Below are 23,729 nucleotides of genomic sequence, written 5' to 3' on the forward strand. Positions count from 1 at the left end.
GCATCAGTGCCGCTGCATCTCCAACAGGGAGCGGAACATGTCGTGCTTGGCTTCCAACTCTTGGAAAGTGCCGTCCCCGACGATCCGGCCGTGGTCGAAAACCAGGATGCGGTCGGCGATGCGGATGGTGCTGAAGCGGTGGGCGATGATGAAGGTGGTGCGGCCCCGGGTCAGGCTGGCGAGTTCCTCCTGGATCCGCGACTCCGCGCCGGCATCGAGCGCCGATGTGGCCTCGTCCAGGATCAGGACCGGGGCGTTCTTGAGGAAGGCGCGGGCGATCGAGATGCGCTGCTTCTGGCCACCCGAGAGCTGGGCACCGCGCTCGCCGACCTGGGTTTTGTAGCCCTGCGGCAGGGTCTCGATGAAGTCGTGCGCGTGCGCCTGCCGCGCGGCTTCCTTCACCTCATCCTCCGACGCCGTCATCCGGCCCAGGCGGATGTTCTCGAAGACCGTGCCCGCGAAGAGCACCGCCTCCTGCGGCACGATCGTGATGTGATCGCGCAGATCCTTCAGGCGCAGGTCCCGGATATCCACGCCGTCCAGTTGGATGGTGCCGGAGTTCGGGTCGTAGAAGCGCGGGATCAGGCTGGCGAAGGTCGTCTTGCCCGCGCCGGAAGGTCCGACCAGCGCGACGACCTGCCCGGCGGGGACGTCGAGGGTGATGCCCTTGATCGCCGGGTTGTCGCCGTAGGCGAACTCGATATCGCGGAAGGAGAGGCTGCCCTTCACGTTCTGGATCTTCACCGGGTTCGGTGGATCGGTCACACCTTCCTCGGCCTTCAGGATGACTTCGAGGCGGTCGAGCGAGGCCTCGCCCTGCTTCATCCGGTTGTGGATTTCCCCGAGCTTCTTCATCGGGTCGTAGCACATGTAGAGGGCGGTTACCACGCCCATGAAGCGCTCCAGGGTCAGCCCCTTCGAGGCCCCGTAGCCGAGGGCGAAGGCGACCACCCCGGCGGCCACCATCTCGATCAGGGGCGGGGTGAGGTAGCGGTACTTGATCACCTTCAGGTGGAACTTGGTCCAGCGCGCGATCCCGTCGAGGAAGCGGTTGCCCATCATCTCTTCCAGGTTGAAGGCGCGGATCTCGCGGGTGGCTCCCAGCGTTTCGGCCAGGATCCCCGAGTTGTCGCCGGACTCGCGCTGCATGTGGGCGGCCTTCCGCATCAGGCGTTTGCCGATGAAGCGGATGGGGACGACGACCAGCGGGATGCTGATCAGGCAGATGATCAGGAAAAAGGACTCGCTGTTCTCCCAGCTGTCCTTGACTAGGAAGGCGAGGGCCGCGAGCAGGGTGAAGGGCTGCTTGATCAGGTCGTTCGAGATCGTGGTGACCACGCCTTGCAGCATGTTCGAGTCCGAGATCACGCGGCTGATCAGGTCGCCGGTCTTGCGGCCGCTGAAGAATCCCAGCGGCAGGCGCTGGAGCTTCACGAAGACGGATTGCTGGATCTCCCGCAGCACGTGGAGGCCGCAGGCGGTGATCCAGTAGACATTGAAGAAGCCGGCGATGCCGCGGAGCAGGGCCGCCAGAGGGATGATCGCACAGGCTGCGATCAGGATCGCCCGCGGCGCGTTCTCCTCCCCGACCTTGTCCGCGACGTAGGTGCGGAACTTCGAGGTCTCTTCGACCTGCTTCATCTCGGACTCGAAGGCCTTGTTGAGAAGCTCCTTGGACCGCGCCGGCCCGACCGCCTTGTCGAGCTCGGACTGGACCTCGGTGATCTGGTTGACCTTGCCGAAGATCAGGGGGAAGACGGTCTTCACCATCAGGGGCAGGCCGAAGCCGCTGGCCACCGCGAACACGATCCCGGCAGCGACCCCCGCGATGAAGGTGCTTCTCACACCGGCGAGGTATCGGAAATAGGGGTAGAATTTCTTCATCCGTGGGCGCGGAGATTCCCCCCGCCGGACCCTCGCGGCAAGCCCGGAACTAGCAGGCGGCGGAGCGAAAAAGCTTGCAAGCCACGCGGTTGCCCGGCGGGCCGGGTCCCGATAGGCTGCGCCGCGTGACGCTCGAAGTCTCCACTCCCGCATTGCTCTTCCCGGCGATCAGCCTGCTGTTCCTGTCCTTCACCAACCGCTTTCTGCATCTCTCCGCGCTGATCCGCCAGCTGCACAAGGACTGGCTGGAAAAGAAGGACGATCTGCTGCGTGCGCAGATCGACAACCTGCGGCGGCGCCTGACCCTGATCCGGGCGATGCAACTCTTCGGGGCCTTCAGCCTCACCCTCTGCGTGGTGGCGATGGTGGCAGTGATCGGTGGCATGCAGGCGCTGGCGGTCCCGTCCTTCACGGTGGCGCTGCTGCTGATGGGCTGCTCGCTGGTTTGCCTGTGCTACGAGGTGTGGATCTCGGGCGGGGCCTTGAGGATTCTGCTGAATTCGGTGGAGGAGAGGAAAGAATGACGAATGCGGAATTTCCGAATGATGAATGAAGTGTGGGGGGAGGGGCGGTCCAAATTGAGGCTGGAAGGCAAAGGGGTGGCTTTCTAGGGTCGATGGGTCCCACAAGTCATGAAGCGGATTTTCCTATTTCTTCTTTTGCTGAGCGGAGCTGCCATTTCCGCCCTGGCCCAAGATAGCTTGCCGGTGGTGCAGAAGGCCGCGGAAGCGAAGTTCGAGGCGATCGGCGACGGCTATCGGGCGGACTTGGCAAAGCTGAAGGATCAGTTGCTGATTGCCTTGGGCAAGGCTCGCGACACTGCCAAAAAGGAAGGAGACTTGGATGGCGTCAATGCCCTCGGCGCCGAGATCGAGCGATGGAAGTCAGAGGAGGACATCCCTCTGGTGGAATCGGGAAACGCCGAGATCTCAAAACTGAATGAAGTTTATAAAAATGCGGCCGCAGCCCGGCTCGTGAAAAAACAACGGGCCGTTGTGGCCTGGTTTCGGAGCTATGACGGGCGCTTGGCCGAATTGGAGAAGAAGCTGGTCTCGGGGGGCAAGATCAAGGATGCGGAGGAGGTGAGATCGGAGCGCGATGCCCGCCGGCAGAGCTCGATCCTTCAAGGGGCCCAGGAAGCGGTGAAGGTGGCGGATGCCGCGGTGAAGGAGGACAAGCCAGCCGCTGCCGCCCCCGCCAAGTCATGGTTCAATCTCAAAGCGGTGAAATGGAAGAAAACCGAAGGCAGCGAGCATTTCTTCCGCAATCTCGAAAAGCCCGACGGCGCGGTCGCCGTCAACGACCAACGTCTCAACGCACGGGACTACATCTTCGCCCATGCTTCAGGCCGCATCGAGTACGAGTTCGACAAGCCGGTCACGGAGTTTCGTGCCTCCGCGTGCCTGGCAGACCTCGTGGTGAAGGGTAATTCTAATCAAAGCGGCGTTTACTTTTCCATCGAGACCGCCGAGGGGCAGGTCTTCCGCAGCAAGTTGATCTCGGGCTCCAATCCCATGGAGAAGGTTGAGATATCCTTCAATCCCAGCAAGAAGCTGGTCCTGATCGTGGACGACAACAGGGACGATCGGGGGGACTGGTCCCTTTGGGTCAATCCACAGTATCGGTAGCCCGCATGCCGAACTTGATGGGATGAAAATACCGCTCCTCGTGCGGATGATGCCTCCAGATGGCGGGCCGCGACCCGCGGTTGCGCTTCGGTTACCCCCGGGGCTATCTCCCTGCCGCCTCTTCGAGGCTCGGGAAGGTCTTGCCGACTACTCGTCAAGTTCGAGACGGAAGTACCATCCCGGATCCATGGCTCCGGGTATGCGGGCGCGGAGCCATGAGCCGGCGGCAGGCGGGCTGGTGTCCCATTCGAGATTCGCGGCGAAGTCCGACCACTCTTGGAGGTCCGGGGACGATCGGAGGGAGGGGACGGTTCCACCGAGGCCCGGTTGGCAGCGGAAGCTCAGCCAAGGGTGGCCGCTGCCGTCTCCGGAGATGCGGCAGACGCTGGCATCGGTGCCTGAAGCCGGATCGCCGCCGGTGGCGTATTCGAAGAAGTTCGACAGGCCGTCGCCATCGGCATCGGCTTGCGGTTGGCGGAGGGCTTCATCGGTGATTGCCGTGGTGTAGGCGGCAATCCAAGAGCCGTAACTGCCGACTGCGGGTGTGACGGCGGTGGCGATGGTTTGCGGGCCGAGGCGGTTGCCGACGATGATCTTCGCATCGCGGAGCTGCAAGACGGCGACCTGCTCCAAGCCGGTCTCGGTATCGGCGGCGAAGGTCTTGCCCTTGAACCTCGCGACGAGGAATTCCGCGCCGCTGCGGATGATGATCGAAATTTCCTGGCCTGCTGGCGATGGGCCGGCTTCCGGGATGTCCTGCCGTGCCGCGATCTCGAAGCTGCCGGACTGGTCATCCGCCCCGGTGCCCATCGGGTGTTCTTCGCCGAAGGGCAGCCACGATGCCGTCAAAGCTGCATAGCCGCCGGTGGCAAGATCGAGAACCTGGTCATCGCTCAGGCCCGGGAAGGCACCGAGTTGGACGGTGGCCGTGGCTCCGAGCGGTTGGCCGCCGAGGGTGCGGAGAAGCTGCGGCACGGCTTCATCGCCCGGCAGGGCGGTGACGACCAAGGTGCCGGCTTCCAGCGAGGCGATGCCGGCCAGAACAAGCAGGGGAATCGGGAAGAGTTTCATGAGCTTGCTGGCCGCTGTTCAGAACAATTCGACACGGAGCCGGTAGAAGGCACGGCTTTCGCCGGGGGAAGCTGGAAGAAGACCCTGTGATCCGCCCGTGGCGTGAAAGACACCGGGCTCCAGGTGGCGAGATCCTTGCTTGTCTCCAGGACGATGGTGAGTTCTGCCGGGGACGGGTTGACCGGATTCGGCACCTCGACTTCCAGCGGCAGCTCACCCGGATCGGGATCAGCGGGGGGCACGAAGGGACCGCCGGGCGGTGCCGTGAGGTCCGCATTGACGCGCACGAAGGCGTCTTCCCCCTCGTGGCGCAGCACGAGGGTGGAAAGCATGTCCAGCGGCTGGAGCGGCGCATCGCTGTCGTTCGTGCCGACCGCCCGCCAGCCGGTGTCGTTGCTACGAGATCGATAGTAGAACGGTCCGCTGCCTGCGACGCCGGCAGGATCCTCAAAGGACAGGATGTCCGACTGGGCCGCATTCTTGCCGGACTTGACGGCAAAGGGGCCGGAGGAACTCACGAGATTCGCGAGCGAGGCCGACAGGTTCACCGGGAGTGAGAACACATTGGCACCGTCCCGCACCGGTAGAAGCACCGGATCGGCGGAGATCTCGCCCTTCAGCGCGATGCGGAGCGGGGTGGCCGAATGGCGAACGATGTAGAGACCGTTCGGATAGCGGATCGGGGTGTTCCCGGCATCGGCCTCGATGCCCTTTTCCTCCCAGCGGCTGCGAGTCGAGTTGAAGTAGTAGATCCGCTCTTCCTGCTCGCGGGAGTCCCAGAGGACCACCTTGTCGGACTGGGCGGCATTCTCTCCGCTGACGAAGCCGAAGCGGTTGTCCGCGCCGAAGAGATCGGTGAGGCGGGGATTCGGACGGATGGAGAATTGCGTTCCCGGCGGCAGCCAGGCGCCGAGATCCTGATCGCAACGCACCCAAGCTCCTTCATAGGCCTCGATCCGGGCGATGAAACCGGCCCCCGGTCCATTGATGGCGTGGACGTAATATTCCTTGTCCGCATCGGAGTGCAGGGGCAGTTCGGAGGCACCGTTGAAGGTGAAGCGCTTTCCGTCCGTTTGCACGACCAGCCCACCAAAGTTGGCGGGCTGGAGGAGTTGAATGCCGAGATAGGTCCGGGCGCGGGTTTCTCCGGGGGCTGTCCCCGCGATTTTCACCGCATAGATGCCGAGGGGCGTGGTCTCCGCCGCAAAGACGGTGGCCGGACCGAGCATCCTGAAAACCGCGCAGGCTGCCAAAAAGCTTGAGATAAAGCGCCGGGGGAACATTGGGCGCAGATTGGTGAGCGATAACCTCATGTCAAGGTGATCGGGAAACGCGGCGTGGAATTCACACGTTTTTCAAAAAACAAGGCAGCCTGGAAGGAATGACGAATTCAGAATTCCCGAATGTCCAATGAAGTGTGGTGGGAGACGCGGCTGCGGAGAAACGGAGATGCCAAGCCGCCATCACCAGGGACCGTTTCTCAAGAAGCTTTCCGGCAAGGGGCTTCGACCGCAACGACGTCCTCCGCCGGGTGCCATTATCTCATCGGAAGATCCGTTGCGCGAACTCGTGCAAGCTGTGCGCCCAGTGGATGGCATCGTGACCATGGCCGTCCACATGCCAGACATGAGGCACTCCCTTTTCCTTCAGGTACACATGCATGCCCTGGCTGATATTGATCAAGCCATCCTTGTTCCCGCAGGTCAGGAGAAAGTATTTCAAGCGCTTCCCCGTGGCGGCAGGATCCGGGACCAGGGTCGCCGGTGGCTTGGTGTTTGGTGCTGGAGAAAAAGCTCCGATCCAGGCGAACGAGTCGAGGTGAGTGAGTCCGAAATTCAGGGTTTGCCCTCCTCCCATGGAGAGCCCCGCAAGGGCCCGGTGCTCCCGATCGGGAATGGTACTGAAGCGGGAATCGATGGTCGGGATTACATCGTCGAAAAGATCCCGCTCGAAATCCGCGAAGGCCGGGGCCGATGCATAGATGTCGCCTTCCGGGCGGTCGTTCTTCCGGGCTCTGCCATTTGGCATCACAACGATCATCGGAGCGGCTTTTTTTTCAGCGATGAGGTTGTCCAGCAGCGCATCCACCTTGGCGAAGTGCTGCCATTCGTTCTCATCCCCTCCGATGCCGTGGAGCAGATAGAGCACCGGATACTTTGTTTCCTTCGAGTATCCAGGCGGGGTGTAGACCTGCATCCGCCTTTTGGTTTTCACGCTCTTGGACTCGTATTCCACCATTTCGAGCCGGCCATGGGGGACATCGTTCTTCGTGGTGTTAAATCCGGCGGGCGGCGCGGCAAATGCCTCCTTGTCATCCGGTCCCAGAACGATCGGGCGGGCAAAGGCGGACTTCGGATCGGGCGCGGGTTCAGCGGACCGGACGCATGGGGAGATTGCGACGAAGGCCCCGAGGGCGCAGGAAAGCAGGGTCCGTTTCATGGTAGGACGGGTCAGGGTCCGTGGTTTGGGTTTTAAGTCTCCCGGTAGCTGCTCCGCTTCGTTGTCGAGCTTTGGAGCCTTCGCGATGATACCGCGGAGCGGCTTACCATGCCGGGGTGGCCCATGGCGAGGAGCTTCGCGATCATGACCGGGTGCACCGGCATGCCGGTGAAAGCGCGGTCCGCTTCTTGAGGCCCTGAGGACGCGGCGCGAGAACGGGAAGCAGTTGCCGCAGGAGTGCCCGGGGAAAGCCGCGGTTTGCTTTTAGGAACGCCGTGGCAGTTGAAAGTTCCGAAGGGGCGCTCCAAGATGGTCCGCGTGCTTGCTTTCTCGACCTGCTGGAACAACTCCCGCCACCATGACGGGGAGGCGATGATCGATGAGATCGTGGAGCTCGGGTTCACCTGCCTGGAGCTTTCGCACGGGATGACGGTGGCGAAGATTCCAGGGATCCGGAAGGCGTATGCGGCGGGCAAGTTCAGCTGCTCCGGGGTGCACAATTACTTTCCATCCCCGGTGGAGGTGATGATCGATGCGCCGGATGCTTATGAATACACGTCGCACCGGCCCTTCGACCGGCAGCGGGCGATGGAGATGACCCTCAAGACCCTGGAGCTGGCGGCGGAATTCAAGGCGCACTACATGGTGCTGCACATGGGCTCGGTACCGCTGGACACGCGCAAGTGGACCAAGCGGCTGACGGCGATGGTGGCGCAGGACGGCCGCAACGGGGCGGACTATGCGGCGGAGAAGATCGCCTTCGTGAAGAAGCGCGAGAAGCTGGCGCCGCTCTACTACGAGCGGGCGATCGAGGCGCTGGGCCAGATCGCGGAGAAGGCGGCGGAGTATGGGGTGAAGCTGGCGGTGGAATCGCGGTCGCGTTACGAGGACATGCCGAGCGAGCGGGAGATGGTGCGCTTGCAGGAGCACTTCGCCGACAACCCGTGGGTGGGGTATTGGCACGACTTCGGGCACGTGCAGCTCAAGCACAACCTGGGGCTGCTGGATCACCCGGAGTGGCTGCGGCGAATCTCGCCGCACCTGATCGGCGGGCACTTGCACGATGTACAGTGGCCGGCGCGGGATCACCGGACGCCTTTCACCGGCGAGCTGAAGTACGAGGAGCTACTGCCGTGGTTCCCGGCGGGCTGCCCGATCGTCTGGGAGCTGAGCCCGACGCGGAAGACCGAGGAGATCCGGGATGCGCTGGCGGTGTGGGAGCATTCCTTTCCCGAGCGCCGGCGCGGGCCGGATCGGCCTACCGATCCAGGAATACCAGCTGCTTCGAGTCCCCCGAGCCGATGATGGCCACGGCGCGGCCGGGGAACTGGGCGAGCAGTTCGTCGTCGCTCATGGCTTGGATTGGCGGGGGGCTGGGAGGGGTGGGCGAGGGTATTTCCCGATGGGCCTCCTCGATGGGTCGCGTAACCTGAAGCTGAGGGGCGGGGCGGAGGGCGAGGAAGAGAGCGGGAATGACGAGTGCGGCGGCGATGGCGCCTTTCACCGCGGCCTTGCGCCGGCGGCGGCTGCGGGCGGCACCGAGCATTTGCGTGAGGGCGGCGGCGGAGAAGCCGGCGGGGAGGCTGTCGTCGAGCGCGTCGCGCCACAACTGGTGATGGTCAGTGTTCTTCATGGCCGGTGATTCGGAGGACGATGGAACGGAGTTCGCGGCGGGCGCGGGCGAGGCGGGATTCGATGGCGGCTTCGCTGGCACCGGTGCTGGCGGCGAGTTGGCGGACGCTGGCACCGCCGCTGTATTTCTGCTGGAGCAGGAGGCGGTCGGCCTCGCCGAGTTGGCCGAGGCCGTGCTGGATCGCGGTGGAGAGATCGGAATCCGGTTCGGAGGCGAGCCCGATGTTTTCTCCGGCGAAGCGTTCTAACAAACGGCGGTAGCGCGAGACCTTGCGCCCGTGATCCGCCGCGGCGCTGCGGGCGAGGCAGGTGAGCCAGCCCCAGAATTCGTCTTCGGCTTCGAAGGCCCGGATATGGCGCACGACCCGCAGCAGGGTCTCCTGGGTGACGTCGCAGGCGGCGTGCTCGTCGCCGCGCATGAGGACGAAGACATAGCGGAAGATGCGGCTGAACCAGGCGGCATGGAACTCGCGGAACGCATCATCCCTGCCCGCGGCCATGCGGCGGGTCAGTGAAGGGAGGGATGCGGATTCAGCCACCGGCGGAGGCGGAGCGACGCTGGGGAGCGCCGAAAGGGCGGGGACGCGATCGTCCGGCAAGCTGCTGGAGGCGTCCATGATCGCGAGGCTCACGCTTCAGTTTACGGGCTGGCCGCCGAGGGCGCAAACCACCTGTTGGGCGATATTCACCTCCTCCGGGTGACCGGAAATGATGAGAAGGCGGGTGGACTCGTGGACCTTGATGACGGGAAGGTCGACCTTCGCATTGATCGATTCCGAGCGGGCCTTGAGGGCGGTAAGGACGGCGGAATTCATCTCCTGCACGATCGCGGTGAATTCGTCCCGGCTTACCGGTGATTCGACCGCGGCTGCTGCCACGGCTCCGATGGGCTGCACGTTCCGAAGGTTGAAGATTTGAGTGATGTTCGGCAGGTCGCGATCGACGGGATTGGTACCCACGATCACCCATACGGAGGTGTCACCGGGGATTTCGGGAGCGGTCTCGGTGACTTGGAAGGGGACGCCGGTGCTGGCGATCGCGCGCAAGACGCCGAGTCCGGTGACATTGCGCAGGGTCATGTCTGGGACCTTAAGCTGTTTCACCTCGCTGCTGATCATGAGATTGGCTCCCGATTTCGCCACGAGGAAGTCGACCACCTCGCCCAGGGTGGCGTCTTGGAAGTCGGCCTGCGGGATGACCACAGCCCCGGGGATGAGCACGAGTTGCTCGGTGGTGGTGGGGATTGGCGAAAGGCCGTCGGGCGGCTCTTGGGCGGTGGCAGGACCGGTGGCGAGCGCGAGGCCGAGCAGGAGGGAGGGGAGGAAACGGGGATTCGGTTTGGCTTTCATCTCGTAGGGATCACGCCTGCCGCTGCCGAATCCGTCGGGAAAAATGCGGGGCGACAGAAAGTGCCTGTCCCGCTGCGTCTAAGGAGGGTGTCCAAGGTGCTTCTGCTTTTCGTCTGCTTCAGTCTCCGTCTTGCCGCCGCGGAGCCGGAGGTGGCTTCCACGGTCGAGTATTTGGAGAACGGCAAGGTGAAGCTGGGTGTGGACCTTGGGTCCGGCGGCTCGGTGTTCTGGTTCAGCGAATTGCCGGACGGGCCGAATCTGTTGAACCATGCGGACCGCGGGCGCTTCATCCAGCAGTCCTACTACGGCGCGCCGGACGGTTCGAAGTGGGGCGACAAGGATTGGCGCTGGAATCCGGTGCAGGGCGGGCACTACGAGGGCAAGCCCGCGAAGATGCTGGAGCAGAAGAAGACGGCCACGGAGCTCTACGTGAAGAGCATCCCGATCAACTGGGCCGGCGGGCAGTTGTTAGAGGAATGCCGGATGGAGGAGTGGGTGACCTTGAAGGAAGATGTGGCGACGATCCGTTTTCGTTTCTCTTACGATGGGAAGCAGGAGCATCCGGCGGTGCATCAGGAGTTGCCGGCGGTGTTCATGGATTACGCGCTGCCGAAGCTGGTCTTCTACAAGGGGGACAAGCCGTGGAGCGGCGGGGCGCTGGCGGAGGAGGTTCCCGGCTGGCCGAACCAGTCGCGGATGTGTAGCGAGGAGTGGGCGGCTTACATCGGGCCGGCGGGGCGGGGGATGGGGGTGTATTTTCCGGGGACGACGGAGATCACGTCCTATCGCTACGAGGGGCCGCCGGGTCCGAAGGGGATGGGGTGTTCCTACTTCGCGCCGATCCGGACGATGGCGATCACACCGGGGTTCCGGAACGAGTATTCGATCCATCTGAAGATCGGGACGGCGGCGGAGATCCGGGAGGCGTTCGGGAGGATTCGCGGAAAAGAGAAGTGAGCATGTGATTGAGGCAGCGAGCTCAATCTTCCACCGGATAAACCGTGGGATCAGGGAGATTTGGCGGGCGGTAATCCGTGCGCTTTCCGATGCGCTCCAAGATGCTCCGATGCAGCCAAGGGGACTCGATGAGGATGCGGGGCTTGTTCGGCTGGTATCTCCAAATGGTCCTCCGGGTCTTCCAGTCGAAGCGGCGTGCCGGCACATACTCGAGAGGCACCCACGCACCCTTGAGGGATTCGTGCCTATCCGCGATGGCCGAGGGCGGGCACTCGGCGGACAAGGTATCGAGTTTGGCTTGGTCGACCAAAAGGCTCGCCGCCATCGCCTCGCGCAGCATCCATTGGAAGGGAATCATCGCCAGCGCGGTTTCCGCGGGCCACGGGTAGCCGCCGCCGATGTCACTGTGCACGCCGGGAAACCAAACGTTCATCACCCGGGGCCTGCCATCGGGAAGGGGCGTGGGATCGGCCTTGAAGGCATTGGAACGAAATGCCGCACGGCGCTCGTCCAAGGCCATCGCATGCCGGACGATGCTCACGCTTTGGTTTTCGAAGCTGTAGGGGAAGGATTGGTTCCAATTGTACATCCCCACGGACCCGACGGTATCCCAGGGCCCGAGGAAGTGGATCGGACAATTGCGCGTGAAACTCCGTCGCAGGACCGCTATCTCGTCCGCTTGTTTTTTAGCTTCCCGCAGTTCGCTCGCGCTGGCGTTCGCCGGAGGCAGGCGGATTTTCCGATAGGCCCGCCAAAGATAAGGCAAGAGATTCTCCGAGCCCGGGTGAAGCAGGCCCACGGCATGGAGCATTCCCGCCAGCACGCGCGCGGTGAAGGCACCGCGGCTGAATCCGAATATGAAGATACGGTCGCCCACGGTGTAGACGTTGATCAGCCAGCGATAGGCATCAAGGACGTTGTCTTCCAAACCTGCTCCGAACGCGAGACCCTTGACCATCGACCACCTTTTCCGCACTTGGCCCTTCTCAAGCGGATCGGGCGTGGTGCCCACGCCCGGATCATAGAATGCCACCTGCCGCTCGTCCTTGAGGGCAACTTCGAAGAGACGCACTACATTCGTGAGATCCCCGTGCAGCTGGTTGTTGGTACCGTCACAACAGATGACGATATTCTTCATACGAAGTAGTCGGTGTATAGATTCCGCATCCCGACGGTTTTGGCCTTTTTAGTTTTCTTGTCTTTCATCCGGACCTCGAATTGGTCCGCCGAGTGGAGCCAAGGGCCTGCCTTTCCCCTTCCGCTCTCTTCGGGCTCCATGTCGGATTGGAAAAGAATCGTGCACTTCTCCAAGAGCCGGTCCCGGATCTCGGGAAGCGGCATGTGCTTCCAGCCTTTCACATTGTGCGCGACATGGGTATCGACCGGGATGACGGCGGCCAACCGGTCGCTCTTCATCAGCTCCAGCCCCTTTTCCCTGAGGGTGGCATTGTGGCTGCCGTGGTGGCCCACCTTGTAGAAGATCGTCCGCTTCAGCAGATCCTCCATCGTGACCTGCTTCTTCCCACCCTTGCCGTCGTCCACCTCCCACTTGTTGGACTCCCATGAGCGCCAGTTCCCGGCCTGTGCATCCCCCACGAAAAGGAGTACGTCCTTGCCACCCAACTCGATGGCCAGCACGAGGCTGGTGTTGTTCGTCGAGTTATCAAGCTGCAAGGCGAGGCGTTCTCCGGTGGCGAGCCACGCGTCGTCGATGTTGCGCCAATCCTGCTTCGGATCCAGATATCCTGTCATCTGAGGCAGAACGGGGTCGGCAGAGGGCGAGGTGGTCGGCAGAGGCCGGCGGACCTGCTTGGGGAATGGCTGGGCGAGTTCGTCCGCCGGATCGAAGGCCGCCAGGAACGAGTCGGACAGGGACAAGGTGACATCTCCGAGCCCATAGCCCTCGCCCTTGTAAGGATTGGTCTGGCGCAAGCGGGTCGCATCCATTGGCGGGCCGACGACATAGACCCGCACGTCCTCAACGCCGGGAATGGTGACGGTGCCGCCGGTCTCCAAAATGGTAGGATCACATTTGCCTTTGAGGTAGGCTAGGGCCCCGGCAGTTCCGCCGGCGTCGTCTTCCCCATCCGCGGAGCCGCCGCCCTGAACCCCGAACAGGCCCAGGACCTCATCCATCCGCGCCGCTTGCTTCTCGTGTGCGTCCCCGCCACGGCGGCGAAGCTCCTCCTTGGCCTTCTCGGCGGCCTTGCGCTTCTTTTCCCGGTCCCGCCGCATTTCATTGGCGAGGTCGTTCTGGTCGTCTTCGGTCCAAGCGAGCCAGAAGGAATCCACCTTGAGATTCTCGAATACCTTTTTGGCCTGGCTTGAGTCGAAGCCCGACAGGTGATCCCAGTGTTCGTGGGTGATGACGAGAAGATCGAGCCCCGGCTTGGTTTCCTCCACGATGTTCTTCGCGATTTTCTCCATGGCACCGCGAGGTTCCGTGGTACCCAGGACCACCCCGCAATCGATCAGCATATGGCGGTGTTTTCCCTTTGCGGCGCGGAAGCTCAACAAGAAGCAATCGCCCAAGCCCTGGCGGTACATGCGGATACGGACCCGGTAGTCGGATGGTGGCTTGGAAGCGGCCTTGGAAGCCGTCTTGGAAGCCGTCTTGGAAGCCGTCTTGGCGGCGGTTTTTGAAGCTCGCTTGCGGGTAGCCATGGGAGGTAGTGGTCCGGGTTATTCTTCGGAATGAAGCATGGCGAAGGGTTCGTCTTCCGCGCTCATGCCATAGAGACCGGCGAGCGACATCATGGCCGGATCCCTCGCCCATTGGCGCGCCCGGTCAATGCGACCCGTCTTGTACAGAGGCTTGCGCACGACATAGCGGATCGCTCCCTGCTTCTTGCTGCGCCCGAGATCGAGGATGACCGTGCAGCCTCCCCAGATATGTTCCTTGGAACCCTCTTCCAAGGGCCTGTGCTGGAGGATGGAGAAAACCACCTGGTTCAGAACCGAGCCATCCTGACGCTGCCGCTGGACGGGCCACAGGGCATGCACCTCGAAGCGGACCAAATCGGAATCGTCCGGCTTGCCGGACACGCGGGTGATGGAGAAGTCCAGCCCGGTGAGCTCCTGTAGCCTCGGATCCTGGAAATCATTCCAGAATTTGTTCTGAAGCTGGTCATGGAGCTGCGCTCGCTGGAAACGGGTCTTCAACCATCTCTGATGCCGGTCCTTGTCGATGCCAAGATCACTGCAAAATCCTCGCAGCCGCTCGCCAAGTTCGGCGAGCTTGTCATAGTCGTTGATCTCGCTGGCATGGTCCCAGGTCAACGATTCCTCGGATAGCGACCGGAGCTTATGGGGGAAGATCCCGTGCTGGCGGAAGGCGTCGATGAAGGCCAGCCGGTAGCGGCGGGTGTCATTCGGAAACACATCCCGATCCGCGGTGATGAGTGCCCGCAGATAGTCGCCGAAATCGATGTCCACGGGAGGACAGTAGTCCAAGGCCCGGATGCACATGGTCAGCACGTGCCGGGCGGCCTTCACCGCCTCCGTGGCGAGCCGGTTGACCAGATCGGGATGAAGTTCGCCTTCCGCGAGAATCCCGGAACCGCCGCTGGCGATGCGCCGGAGGTCGACGATCCGGCTCTCGTAAATGGTGGCGAAGGCATCGAAGACGGCCGACACCAGAATCGAGCCGCGATCATGGGGTTCCATGTCCGTGATCATCCGGCGTGGGTCGGGAGGGCGGCGTTCCCATTTGCCGGTTTTCCGGTTCACTCCTCCCAGTGCATCGCGAAGAGCCCCGCGATTCCCGGCGGCGCGACCGAATTCCTGGGCCAATTCGCCGAGGAGATTGTTCATGCCCAGATCGCCCCGGGTTTTCGAAAGCTGGTGCTTCACGGCCTCCGGAAACGTGAAATGCTGGAAGGTGGCCACGATGTCCGCGAAGGCTTCGTGAAACGCGAGGCCGTCCGGCTGGGTCACTTCCATGAAGCGGGGGTGGATGCCGTCGAGAATCGCGTGTGCCGTCTCGTGGGCCACGATGTCGTGTGAAAGGCAGCCGAAGACGATGCCACCCGGATACACCGCCGGGTCGTGAACCGCGGATGCGGGAAAATAGCCGAGAAGCAAAGCTTTTTTGGCGGGGGAGTAGTAGGCATTCGCTTCCCGGAGCGCGTGGGGATACACCCTGAGACGCTGGACATGGGTCAGTTTCCAGTCCTCATCCGTCATGTCCTTGTAGCGTTTCCACGGCTTGCGGTCGGACCACATGACAGGCCGGCCGATGGCGCGCTCGAAATTTTTAACCGTCGTCATTACGACGGCATAGACCATCTGCTGGTGGAATTGAGGGTTGAGAGGCGAGGCCGGGAGGCCGTCCTGCGCCAGCAAGTGAGGGTCCGAGAGGTCCACCGGATCGTAATAACAGCCGCTGGCAGGATCCACATCGATCACCTCCACATAGTCTCCGACCGGGCCCGGTTTCAGATCTTCCCAAGGGATCGTATAGATCCGCTCGTTGATGAAGGCGGTTTCGAGCTTTGCCGACAGGCTCGGATCAAAGGAATATCCGTGCAGGCGGCGTTGTGTGGGAACATGGGGAGGTGTTTTCATTGCAGGCGCGGAATCCAGATAAGTGGGAGCTTGCCGGGGACTACATGTCGCGGTTCGGAGACATGTCGGGGAGGGGAGCTGCAACTCGTCCTCTAACCCAATCGTGCTGGGAATGACAACTGAAAATCTGAGGTGTCGCTCAGGATCGGTAGCGGGATGTTTCCGGAACTTCCGGCGGACGACTACCCGATTGTCCCGCCTCTTTCTTAAAACTCCTGCGCGCCTTCGGGCTCCTTTTCGGCGGCGGTCCCGCTTTTCTTGTCGTGCTCGATGGCGTCGACCATCCACTTGAATTGGTCGGGATGCTCGACTTGGAACTTCTCGTAGCCGGCTTTCAAGCTGGCGAGGCGCTCGGGGAGGTTCGTTTCGGTGAGCTTGAAACCGTAGTCCGCGGCAGGGCCCTCGGTGGGCCAGCCCATCATGCGGGCCAGCATAACATCGCCAAGGGCCTTGCGGGCGTGGGTGCCGTCGAGCCACCAGTGCATGCGGGCCTTGTCGGGGGTCGGGATCGGCTCGCAGTTGAGCGGGTGGTAATCGTTGAAGTCCCAGATTTCGGCGGGCGGGGCATCGGGGTGCGCGGCATTCGACTCCGCGACGAGCCTGGCGAGGGTGCTGCGGTCGATGGAGAAGGTGGGATCAGGGTCGCCGGAGTAGTAGTAGACGCTGATGTAGACCGCGAGGTTCGGCGGGATGGCGATTTTGAGGGCGACCTGGTGCTGCTTGCAATCCTCCAGGATTTGCCGGACCAGGTGGATCTTGCCCTCGTTGGCGGCAATCGCCTTTTGGCGGCGGCGGGTGCCGCGCATCGCGTGCGGGATGGCGTCGCGGCGGATGCCCTCGGCGACCTTGGGCTTGTCCTGGTGGCGGAGGCGGTGGCCCTGCGGGGTGTATTCGGGGAGGACGAAGTTCTCCTTATGCCGGTCGCCCCAGTAGGTGAGGGTCTTGACCGAGCTGACGAAGGTGGAAACGCCCGCGACGTAGCGGAGCTCGCGCTCGATTTTCTCGCCCTTCGGGTTGAAGGGGGACTCCATGTAGCCGGTGGTCTTGATGCCGCTGCCGGAGCCGCTGATATCGCCCAGATCGATGCCGACGATGGCGGTTTCCAGCGGGCAGTGCTCGACGGTGTAGCGGAGGATGCCGGCGGTTTCGGGAAGGGTTCCGGCGCTGACGGCGAGGTTCACGGCCGGCTTGCCCTGCCACTGGGGGAGCATGGGGTCGAAGGCGATATCGACGCGGGAGGAGCCGAAGAAGCCGATCTTCCACGGCATGGAGCGGGCGATACCGGCCTTGCCGGTGCGCTGCTGGCGGTAGATCGGGCGGTATTCGGCGAACTTTTCGTCGGTCCAGGGGGTCTTGGTGACCCAGAGCGGGTTGATCCAGGTATTGAAGGCCGTGAACGTCATCAGGATCCCGCCGGAGATCCCGAGGATCGCGCGGTTGAAGTTCCGGAAGGGCTTGGGACGCAGGACCGGCATCGGATCAGAATTGGAAGTAGATGAACTCGCTGACCTTGTTGAACTGGTAGATCGAGCCGGTGACGAGCAGCATGACGAAGACAGCCCACGGCCAGGTGGGGCGCCACTGCCAGAAGCGGCGCGGGCCGGGGGCATTCGTCTTGCCGGTCAGGCCCTTCAGGCCGAGGGCGGGCTGGTAGCGGCGCAGGATTTCCTGGGAATTTGGAAGAAGCCAGACGATCAGGAGGCAGGCCACCGCGCGCTGGGCGTGGCTGGCCTTGACCTCGATCAGGCTCAAGCTGTCCGGCCAACCGCCGAAGCCGTGGAAGCCGAACATCGAGGCGAGGATCGTGCGGGTGGCCTCGAGCGCCTTGGCTGCCGAGCCGTCTCCTGCCAGCTCGAAGGCGCCGGCACGGAAGGGCACCCAGGCCGCCATGACGACGATGCAGGTGAGGACGATCGCCAGCGGTTTCGGCAGGGCGCGGATGGAGAATTTCTTGCGGAGGGCGAACCAGGCGTGGTTCACGCAGAGGAAAAGCCCGTGCATGCCGCCCCACAGGATGTAGGTCCAGCCTGCCCCGTGCCAAAGGCCGCCGAGGAGCATGGTGACGAGCAGGTTCGAGTAGCGGAGGAAGGGGCCTTTGCGGTTGCCGCCCAGCGAGAAGTAAACGTAATCCCGGAGGAAGCGGGACAAGGTAATGTGCCAGCGCCGCCAGAAATCGACGATTGAAACGCTCTTGTACGGAGAGTGGAAATTGACCGGCAGCTTGATCCCGAACATCCGCGCGGCACCGATCGCCATGTCCGAATAGCCGGAGAAATCGAAGTAGAGCTGGAGGCCGAAGGTGATCGCCGCGGTCCAGGCTTCGGCCATCGTCAGGTCGCGGTCGTCGCGCGAGGCGAGGAGGAAGAGGGTGTTGGCGATCGGGGCGAGGTTATCGGCGATGACGACCTTCTTGAAGAGGCCCATCGAGAAGAGCGTGATGCCTGCCGAGAGGTCCATCGAGCGGCGCGAGGGCGAGACCGTCCGCTGGATTTGCGGCATGATCTCGTTGTGATGGACGATCGGGCCGGCGATGAGCTGGGGGAAGAAGGTGACGAAAAGCAGGAAGTCGAGGAAGTCGTACTGCTTGGTCTTGCCGCGGTAGGCGTCCACGAGGAAGGCGATCTTCTGGAAGGTGAAGAAGGACAAGCCGAGCGGCAGGACGACGTCCGGGATATTGAAATGGCCGCTGGTGAGGGCCTCCATCGTGCGTTCGAAGAGGCCGATGTACTTGTAGTAGAAGAGAACCCCGAGGTTCGCGGATAGGCCGAGCGCGAGGATGCCGCGGCCCTTGGCGCTGAAGGTGTGGGCCGCCAGGTAGCGGCCGATGAAGAAATTGATGCAGCAGGAGGTGCAGATCAGCAGGACGTAGAAGGGGGTCCACGAACTGGCCTTGTCCGGGTCGGGATCCGGATTCCACCAGCCGTAGTAGACCAGGCTCATCGCCACCAGCCAGACCATGGCCGCCCGCTGGCTGTTCCGGCGCAGGAGCTGGAAGACCACGAGGGTCAACGGCAGGAACAGGAGTAGGAAGGTGTAGCTGTTGAAAAGCATCGGCAGCCGCTAAAACTGGAAGTAGATGAACTCGCTGACCTTGTTGAACTCGTGACCGACGTAGCCGAGTAGCGCCAGGATGAAGAGCGCCCAAGGGACGGTGGGCCGCCAGTGCCACCAGCGGCGCGGGCCGGGGCGGAGTTCCTTGAATTCCTTCAGGCCGAGCGCGGGCAGGTAGCGCTTCATGAATTGCTGGGTATTCGGGAAGAACCAGCAGAGGACCAGCCCGGCGATCATCCAGTTGCGGGCGCGGCTGAACTTCGCGGGCATCAACGAGTCCGGCGGCCAGCCGCTCCAGCCGTGGAAGCCGAACATGGTGCCGAGCATCTGCCAAGCGGTGTCGAAATCCTTCGAGCGGAAGAAGACCCAGCCGATCATGACGGCGAAGAAGGTCAGGAAGATGGCCAGCGGCTTGGCCATGGGGCTGATGTTGCGCTTCTTGCGGAAGCCGGCCCAGGCGTGGTTGACGCAGAGCAGGGCTCCGTGGAGGCCGCCCCAGATGATGAAGGTCCAGCCGGCCCCGTGCCAGAGGCCGCCGAGCAGCATGGTCAGGAAGAGGTTGATGTAGCGGCGGGCCGGGCCCTTGCGGTTGCCGCCGAGCGGGATGTAGAGGTAATCCCGGAGAAAGCGCGAGAGGGTGATGTGCCAGCGCCGCCAGAAATCGACGATCGAGACCGCCTTGTAGGGGGAGTGGAAATTGAGCGGGAAGCGGATGCCGAAGATCCGGGCCGAGCCCAGCGCCATGTCCGAATAGCCGGAGAAATCGAAGTAGAGCTGGAGGGTGTAGGAGAGTGCCGCGGCCCAGGCTTCCGCCATGGTCGGATCGCGTCCACTGCCCGCGGCGAGGTCGAAGATCGGGCTGGCGGTGCGGGCGAGATTGTCCGCGAGCACGACCTTCTTAAAGAGGCCTAGGGCCAGCAGGGTGAAGCCGATGGAGACATCGTTCGCTTGCAGGCCGCGGTTCCTGGTCCGCGCGAACTGCGGCATCATTTCCCGGTGATGGATCAGCGGGCCCGCGATCAGGTGCGGGAAAAAGGTCACGAAGAGCAGGTAATCCGTGAAATGGTATTCCTCGGTCTCCCCGCGCCAGGCATCGACCAGGTAGGCGATCTGGAGGAAGGTGAAGAAGGAGATCGCCAGCGGGAGAACGATCTCCGGAACCGCCGAGGGCCAGCCGGTGAAGTCGTGGAGGGACTTGGCGAGGAAGCCCGTGTATTTGAAATAGGCGAGGGTGCCGAGGTTGGCCGTGATCCCGGCGGCCAGCAGCATCTTGCCGGGGCGGGTGTGCTTCAGCGCGGAGAGCCGCTGGCCGAGGAAGTAGTTGAAAGTGCAGGATCCGAGGATCATCAGCACGTATTTCGGACTCCAAGGCTTGGTCGGGTCCGGATTCCAGACGCCGTAGAAGACCAGCGACATCAGCACCAGCCAGCCGAGCGAGAGCCGCAGCTTGCTGTTCCGAAGGAGGTGGAACCCCAGCACCACCAACGGCAGGAAGAGCAGGAGGTAGGTGTAGGAATTGAAAAGCATGCCGCTCGCTGCGCCGGAGGCGGGGTTTTTTCCAACCGGGGGCTGGGTTTGTCGAGAGTGAAGAGGTAGTCCGCTCAGTCCTCTGAGCGGATGAGTGGTTCCAAACAGCGTGCCCCGTTCTAGCGGAGCGCGGCTTTCAGCGTCGTTTCCTCACGCCGGAACGAATGATCGCGAGGGCTCGTTCGTCCGCTCAGGGGCCTGAGCGGACTACTTTCAGCCCTTCCTTCCATGCGAGATCCTTGGCCCCTTCTTGGGTCAGATACCGCTGGTACCCGGTACCGACCTCGTGGAGGTAGGCGTCGAGATTCGCGGGATCGAGCTTCCGGCCGATGCCGGACCACTCGGGGTGGGGGAGGGGCCAGCCGAGCATGAGGGCGAGCATTTGGGAACCTACTTCGGGGGTGAAGTGGCCGAGGTCGTTCCAGTTCGCCATTTTGGTCTCTTGGGCCTTGGCCCCCTCGGGGATGGCCGAAGGGACGGCTTCGCAATTGAGCGCGTGGTAGTTGCAGAAATCCCAAAGCTCAATGGGACGTCCGGACCTGGGGGATAGGTCGGCGATCAGCTTCACCAGAACCCGCCGTTCCTTCTCAAAAGGAATCACCCCGCTTCCGATGTGCTTCGTCTCGGCGTGCATCAATGCGTGATTCGAGTGGAAGAAGACGACCACGCGGCAATCCCGTGCTTGGCACTCCTCCAACAGATCCCTGAGCTTTCCCAGTTTTCCTTCATTCAGGGGCCGATCCGGTCCCGCCGCATCGGCCGTCTCCAGTTCGTTGGGAGTGGTGAAGGTCGAGGCGATGAACTTGTGTTGGGTGCCCGGATGCGCCCGCGGCGATCTGCGCATTCCCTTCGGTCCATACTCGGCAGGGGCCATCATCAGGCCGTCTTGTACCGTCGTGATCGATGCCTCGAAGGTGGAGAGTCCGAAAACGTAGCGCAGTTCGTTGTCCAATCCGGAATCCGGGGAGAAGGGTGAGGTGTCGAAATCGAAGAGCGGACGGGTGTCGACTTTTGAGGTGAGGTCGCCGGGATCAATGCCGAGAAGCAGCAGCTCCGCGGGTTCGTGCTCGAGGAAGTATCTGCCGATGGCGGTGGTCTCGTTCAGGAATGCGGCATTGCAGCCGAGGTTCACGACATCCGACCGGCCCCAGGACGGGAGGCTGGGATCGAAGGCGTTGGCGACCCGTGAGGAGCCGACCAGGGCGACCTTCCATTCGCCGGAGCGCAGGATCCCCGCCTTGGTGGTCCGCAGGTGGTCTTTGGTGCCGCGAAAATTATCGAGACTTTTGATTTCCCAGGGCACCGGCGTGACCCGCCAAGGGTTCACGGTGCTATTGGCCAGGCCCACCAGCACCAGGCACAGCGTGGCCAGCCCGATGAGGAGGCGGGCATAGCGGCGGGCGGAGCGGTGGAAGACGGGCTTCATCTATCCGTGGAGGCCGAGCCAGGGGAGCGGCAGGAGTTTCTCCGGTTCCTCGATGCTGTAGCCGAGGGCGTTCGCGCGGCTCTCGAACTTCTCCGGCATGCCGGAGAAGGAGGGCTTGAGCTTGTTGAGCAGGGAGGCCTGCTCGCTGCGGAAGGTGTCGAAGTAGGCGCCGTTTACATTCGGGCGAACCTCGTGCTTGAGCTCGACCCGCGGCATGCCGAGCCAGTCGGTGATGACCTCGAGCGTTTCGACGGGCTTCTGCACGAACTCCTCGTAGCGGAAGACGGCGAGGTGCTTGAGGTGGCTCATGTCCTGAACGAAGCGCTCGTAGCAGAGGATCGAGTGCTCTAACAGCTCGGGGATGGCGGTCTTGCTCCACTTGCGGGTGGCGTAGGAGACGGCAAGCGGGTGGCGGAGGATGACGATGAACTTCGAGCCGGGATAGAGGGCCTGGAAGTAGCGCAGGCGGACGATATTCGGCGGGGATTTCTCCAAGAGGAACTTGCGGGTCATGTCCCAGTGCTTCGACCACTCTTGGAAGAGCTTGTCGGCATTGGCCGGGGTGGCGAGAGGGTGGGTCTCGTCCATGTGCGAGGCCTTGTCGAAGCCGAAGCGGCCGGGGCCGCCGAACTCGCTGGCGCGGGGATAGACGGTCTGGAGGAACTGGCCCTCGTCCTGGGGGAAGCCGGTATTGATGAAGCCGGTGGCTTCCGGGCTGCCGCGCAGGATCTCATGCACCAGCGAGGTCCCGCTGCGGTGCAGGCCGCCGATGAAAACCGTTTGGTGGGCGATCATGGGAGGGGGGAGGATGAAGAATTTTTAACCGCGAATGGACGCGAATGGACGCGAATTTTGAAGAAGGAAGACAACATGACTTTCCTGCCTCGGCTGTTTTTATTCGCGTCCATTCGCGTCCATTCGCGGTTCATCATTTCTTCAATCAAGGTTGTGGAGCTAACAGGGATTCCTTCCATGCCACATCGGCGGCACCGGGGCCGTTGAGGTAGGCGGCGTAGCCGCTGCGGATGGAGTCGAGGTAGGACTCGATGTTATCCGGGGTGACTTTGCGGCCGTGGCCGGCCCATTCGGGGTGGGAGACGGGCCAGCCGAGGGCTTGGCCGAGGACGGATTCCCCGAGCTCGACGTCGTAGTGGCCGAGGTCGTTCCAGTGCTGCATGCGGCCCTTGCTCTTGTTGGTCTTGTCCGCGGGCAGGGGTTCGCAATTGACCGGCTGGAAGTTGCAGAAGTCCCAGTAGGAGACGAAGCCGCCGGGGCGCAGCGCATTCATCTCGCCGGTCAGGCCGAGCAGGAAGCGGCGCAGGGATTCGAAGGTGGGGGGCGGGTTGGCGCGGTCCTTCGACTTGGCGTGCATCAATGCGTGGACGGGGTGGACGATGATGACGACGCGGTAGTTGCTGGCGGCGCAATCTGTGAGGAAGCTGCGAAGGAGGGCGGCTTTGTCGGGATCGACCGGGCCGCTGCTGTCCTCGAGTTCGCGGCGGAGTTGGCCGCGGATGAACTCCATCTGGGACTGGGAATTCGCGACCTCGGGCCGCAGGCGCAAGCCGTGGGGGGTGTGCTCGGCTAGCTTCCCCTGTGCGGCGCGGATGCAGGTTCCTACAGAGGCTTCGAAGGTGGATAGTCCGACGACGTAGCGGATCTCCCGGTTCAGGTCGGGGCCGGCGAAGGGCGACAGGTTGTAGTCGGAGAGGGGGCGGGTGTCCCGGGCATTGGTCATGTCGCCAGGGTCGATGCCGATTACCAGGAGTTCGGGCTGCTCGCGTTCCAGGAAGTAGCGGGCGATGCCGATGGTCTCGTAGATGAAGCCGCCGCTCGCGCCGAGATTGACGACCCGCTGGCCCTGCCAGCCGGCGGCATCGGGGTTCCAGGCATTGTCGACGCGGGAGGAGCCGAAGAGGCCCGCCTGCCATTGGCCGGAGCGGACGAGGCCGGCCTTGCCGGTGCGGATCTGCTCGGAGAAGTCGCGGTAGGGCTCGAGCTTGCTGATTCGCCACGAGACGGGGGTGACGCGGAAGGGGTCGACGAAGGTATTCACCGCCGCGAAGAGCGCACAGGCCAGCAGCGCTCCCCCGATCACGAGGAAGGAATAGCGTCGCCCGGCCTGCATGCGGGAGCGTCGCTTCCGGGGGGCGGGCAAGTCAATCCCGGGGGCAAGCGTCATCATAGGGCTTTTGCCCT

Annotated in this window: 20 protein-coding genes; 4 read left to right on the plus strand and 16 right to left on the minus strand. The window is 63.0% G+C overall.

Features of this window, described 5'->3' with window-relative positions:
- Positions 1-3: 3 nt before the first annotated feature.
- Positions 4-1,884, minus strand: a complete 1,881-nt coding sequence (locus ABWK72_RS26460; protein ID WP_367872580.1) for an ABC transporter ATP-binding protein — start codon at positions 1,882-1,884, stop codon at positions 4-6.
- 125 nt (positions 1,885-2,009) lie between these two features.
- On the opposite strand from ABWK72_RS26460, the gene ABWK72_RS26465 reads away from it, so the two are divergent.
- Both ABWK72_RS26465 and ABWK72_RS26470 read left to right on the plus strand, forming a co-directional pair.
- Positions 2,010-2,408 (plus strand): DUF2721 domain-containing protein, encoded by a 399-nt coding sequence (locus ABWK72_RS26465; protein ID WP_367872581.1) that lies wholly within the window; start codon positions 2,010-2,012, stop codon positions 2,406-2,408.
- Between the two features lie 108 nt (positions 2,409-2,516).
- Positions 2,517-3,512 (plus strand): NPCBM/NEW2 domain-containing protein, encoded by a 996-nt coding sequence (locus ABWK72_RS26470; protein ID WP_367872582.1) that lies wholly within the window; start codon positions 2,517-2,519, stop codon positions 3,510-3,512.
- A 147-nt stretch (positions 3,513-3,659) separates the two neighbouring features.
- On the opposite strand, the gene ABWK72_RS26475 is transcribed toward ABWK72_RS26470, so the two are convergent.
- The 3 genes from ABWK72_RS26475 to ABWK72_RS26485 all read right to left on the minus strand — a co-directional run bounded on the left by ABWK72_RS26475 (position 3,660) and on the right by ABWK72_RS26485 (position 7,022).
- Positions 3,660-4,583 carry a hypothetical protein gene (locus ABWK72_RS26475; protein ID WP_367872583.1) on the minus strand — a complete coding sequence of 308 codons (924 nt, stop codon included), beginning with the start codon at positions 4,581-4,583 and terminating at the stop codon, positions 3,660-3,662.
- Entirely contained in the window at positions 4,580-5,812 is a 1,233-nt protein-coding gene (locus tag ABWK72_RS26480; protein ID WP_367872584.1) for a hypothetical protein, read from the minus strand. The genes ABWK72_RS26475 and ABWK72_RS26480 overlap by 4 nt, the downstream gene beginning before the upstream one ends.
- Positions 5,813-6,125: 313 nt before the next feature.
- Positions 6,126-7,022, minus strand: coding sequence for an alpha/beta hydrolase (locus tag ABWK72_RS26485; RefSeq protein ID WP_367872585.1), 897 nt, complete (start codon positions 7,020-7,022; stop codon positions 6,126-6,128).
- 282 nt (positions 7,023-7,304) lie between these two features.
- Here ABWK72_RS26485 and ABWK72_RS26490 point away from each other — a divergent pair, with 282 nt between their 5' ends.
- Positions 7,305-8,327 carry a sugar phosphate isomerase/epimerase family protein gene (locus ABWK72_RS26490; protein WP_367872587.1) on the plus strand — a complete coding sequence of 341 codons (1,023 nt, stop codon included), beginning with the start codon at positions 7,305-7,307 and terminating at the stop codon, positions 8,325-8,327.
- Here the strand turns inward: ABWK72_RS26490 and ABWK72_RS26495 are convergent.
- The 3 genes from ABWK72_RS26495 to ABWK72_RS26505 are packed head-to-tail and all read right to left on the minus strand — an operon-like array spanning position 8,281 to position 10,003.
- Positions 8,281-8,655 (minus strand): hypothetical protein, encoded by a 375-nt coding sequence (locus tag ABWK72_RS26495; RefSeq protein WP_367872588.1) that lies wholly within the window; start codon positions 8,653-8,655, stop codon positions 8,281-8,283. The genes ABWK72_RS26490 and ABWK72_RS26495 overlap by 47 nt on opposite strands.
- Positions 8,642-9,286, minus strand: coding sequence for an RNA polymerase sigma factor (locus ABWK72_RS26500; protein ID WP_367872589.1), 645 nt, complete (start codon positions 9,284-9,286; stop codon positions 8,642-8,644). Before ABWK72_RS26500 ends, ABWK72_RS26495 begins: the two co-directional genes overlap by 14 nt.
- A 3-nt stretch (positions 9,287-9,289) precedes the next feature.
- Positions 9,290-10,003 (minus strand): hypothetical protein, encoded by a 714-nt coding sequence (locus tag ABWK72_RS26505; RefSeq protein WP_367872590.1) that lies wholly within the window; start codon positions 10,001-10,003, stop codon positions 9,290-9,292.
- 87 nt (positions 10,004-10,090) lie between these two features.
- Here ABWK72_RS26505 and ABWK72_RS26510 point away from each other — a divergent pair, with 87 nt between their 5' ends.
- Positions 10,091-10,960, plus strand: a complete 870-nt coding sequence (locus tag ABWK72_RS26510; RefSeq protein ID WP_367872592.1) for a hypothetical protein — start codon at positions 10,091-10,093, stop codon at positions 10,958-10,960.
- Positions 10,961-10,982: 22 nt separating this feature from the next.
- Here ABWK72_RS26510 and ABWK72_RS26515 read toward each other — a convergent pair whose 3' ends face one another.
- From ABWK72_RS26515 to ABWK72_RS26555, 9 genes are all read right to left on the minus strand, one after another.
- Complete coding sequence (locus ABWK72_RS26515) at positions 10,983-12,098, minus strand: DUF2235 domain-containing protein (protein ID WP_367872594.1); 1,116 nt, start codon at positions 12,096-12,098, stop codon at positions 10,983-10,985.
- On the minus strand, positions 12,095-13,624 hold the full coding sequence (locus ABWK72_RS26520; protein ID WP_367872595.1) for a hypothetical protein: 1,530 nt from the start codon (positions 13,622-13,624) through the stop codon (positions 12,095-12,097). Before ABWK72_RS26520 ends, ABWK72_RS26515 begins: the two co-directional genes overlap by 4 nt.
- 18 nt (positions 13,625-13,642) lie before the next feature.
- Positions 13,643-15,526, minus strand: coding sequence for a hypothetical protein (locus tag ABWK72_RS26525; RefSeq protein ID WP_367872597.1), 1,884 nt, complete (start codon positions 15,524-15,526; stop codon positions 13,643-13,645).
- Between the two features lie 206 nt (positions 15,527-15,732).
- Complete coding sequence (locus tag ABWK72_RS26530; protein ID WP_367872598.1) at positions 15,733-17,001, minus strand: hypothetical protein; 1,269 nt, start codon at positions 16,999-17,001, stop codon at positions 15,733-15,735.
- A gap of 4 nt (positions 17,002-17,005) precedes the next feature.
- Positions 17,006-18,577 (minus strand): MBOAT family protein, encoded by a 1,572-nt coding sequence (locus ABWK72_RS26535; RefSeq protein WP_367872600.1) that lies wholly within the window; start codon positions 18,575-18,577, stop codon positions 17,006-17,008.
- Positions 18,578-18,586: 9 nt separating this feature from the next.
- Positions 18,587-20,104: an MBOAT family protein gene (locus tag ABWK72_RS26540; protein WP_367872602.1), complete on the minus strand. Its 1,518-nt coding sequence runs from the start codon at positions 20,102-20,104 to the stop codon at positions 18,587-18,589.
- 190 nt (positions 20,105-20,294) lie between these two features.
- The gene (locus ABWK72_RS26545; RefSeq protein WP_367872603.1) at positions 20,295-21,530 is read right to left on the minus strand and encodes a hypothetical protein; all 1,236 of its coding nucleotides are present in this window, start codon (positions 21,528-21,530) and stop codon (positions 20,295-20,297) included.
- Entirely contained in the window at positions 21,531-22,325 is a 795-nt protein-coding gene (locus ABWK72_RS26550; RefSeq protein ID WP_367872604.1) for a sulfotransferase, read from the minus strand.
- Between the two features lie 145 nt (positions 22,326-22,470).
- The gene (locus ABWK72_RS26555; protein WP_367872605.1) at positions 22,471-23,658 is read right to left on the minus strand and encodes a hypothetical protein; all 1,188 of its coding nucleotides are present in this window, start codon (positions 23,656-23,658) and stop codon (positions 22,471-22,473) included.
- Positions 23,659-23,729 lie beyond the last annotated feature (71 nt).

Origin of the sequence: Luteolibacter sp. Populi (genome assembly GCF_040801775.1) — a bacterium.
Classification (GTDB): Bacteria; Verrucomicrobiota; Verrucomicrobiia; order Verrucomicrobiales; family Akkermansiaceae; genus Haloferula.

Excerpts from the sequence above, each read along its gene's own strand:
- ABWK72_RS26520 (WP_367872595.1), bottom strand. The coding sequence starts at position 13,624 with ATGGCTACCCGCAAGCGAGCTTCAAAAACCGCCGCCAAGACGGCTTCC.
- ABWK72_RS26485 (WP_367872585.1), bottom strand. The coding sequence starts at position 7,022 with ATGAAACGGACCCTGCTTTCCTGCGCCCTCGGGGCCTTCGTCGCAATC.
- ABWK72_RS26545 (WP_367872603.1), bottom strand. The coding sequence starts at position 21,530 with ATGAAGCCCGTCTTCCACCGCTCCGCCCGCCGCTATGCCCGCCTCCTC.
- ABWK72_RS26530 (WP_367872598.1), bottom strand. The coding sequence starts at position 17,001 with ATGCCGGTCCTGCGTCCCAAGCCCTTCCGGAACTTCAACCGCGCGATC.
- ABWK72_RS26525 (WP_367872597.1), bottom strand. The coding sequence starts at position 15,526 with ATGAAAACACCTCCCCATGTTCCCACACAACGCCGCCTGCACGGATAT.
- ABWK72_RS26515 (WP_367872594.1), bottom strand. The coding sequence starts at position 12,098 with ATGAAGAATATCGTCATCTGTTGTGACGGTACCAACAACCAGCTGCAC.
- ABWK72_RS26535 (WP_367872600.1), bottom strand. The coding sequence starts at position 18,577 with ATGCTTTTCAACAGCTACACCTTCCTACTCCTGTTCCTGCCGTTGACC.
- ABWK72_RS26555 (WP_367872605.1), bottom strand. The coding sequence starts at position 23,658 with ATGCAGGCCGGGCGACGCTATTCCTTCCTCGTGATCGGGGGAGCGCTG.
- ABWK72_RS26540 (WP_367872602.1), bottom strand. The coding sequence starts at position 20,104 with ATGCTTTTCAATTCCTACACCTACCTCCTGCTCTTCCTGCCGTTGGTG.
- ABWK72_RS26460 (WP_367872580.1), bottom strand. The coding sequence starts at position 1,884 with ATGAAGAAATTCTACCCCTATTTCCGATACCTCGCCGGTGTGAGAAGC.
- ABWK72_RS26480 (WP_367872584.1), bottom strand. The coding sequence starts at position 5,812 with ATGCTCGGTCCGGCCACCGTCTTTGCGGCGGAGACCACGCCCCTCGGC.
- ABWK72_RS26475 (WP_367872583.1), bottom strand. The coding sequence starts at position 4,583 with ATGAAACTCTTCCCGATTCCCCTGCTTGTTCTGGCCGGCATCGCCTCG.
- ABWK72_RS26550 (WP_367872604.1), bottom strand. The coding sequence starts at position 22,325 with ATGATCGCCCACCAAACGGTTTTCATCGGCGGCCTGCACCGCAGCGGG.
- ABWK72_RS26505 (WP_367872590.1), bottom strand. The coding sequence starts at position 10,003 with ATGAAAGCCAAACCGAATCCCCGTTTCCTCCCCTCCCTCCTGCTCGGC.
- ABWK72_RS26495 (WP_367872588.1), bottom strand. The coding sequence starts at position 8,655 with ATGAAGAACACTGACCATCACCAGTTGTGGCGCGACGCGCTCGACGAC.
- ABWK72_RS26470 (WP_367872582.1), top strand. The coding sequence starts at position 2,517 with ATGAAGCGGATTTTCCTATTTCTTCTTTTGCTGAGCGGAGCTGCCATT.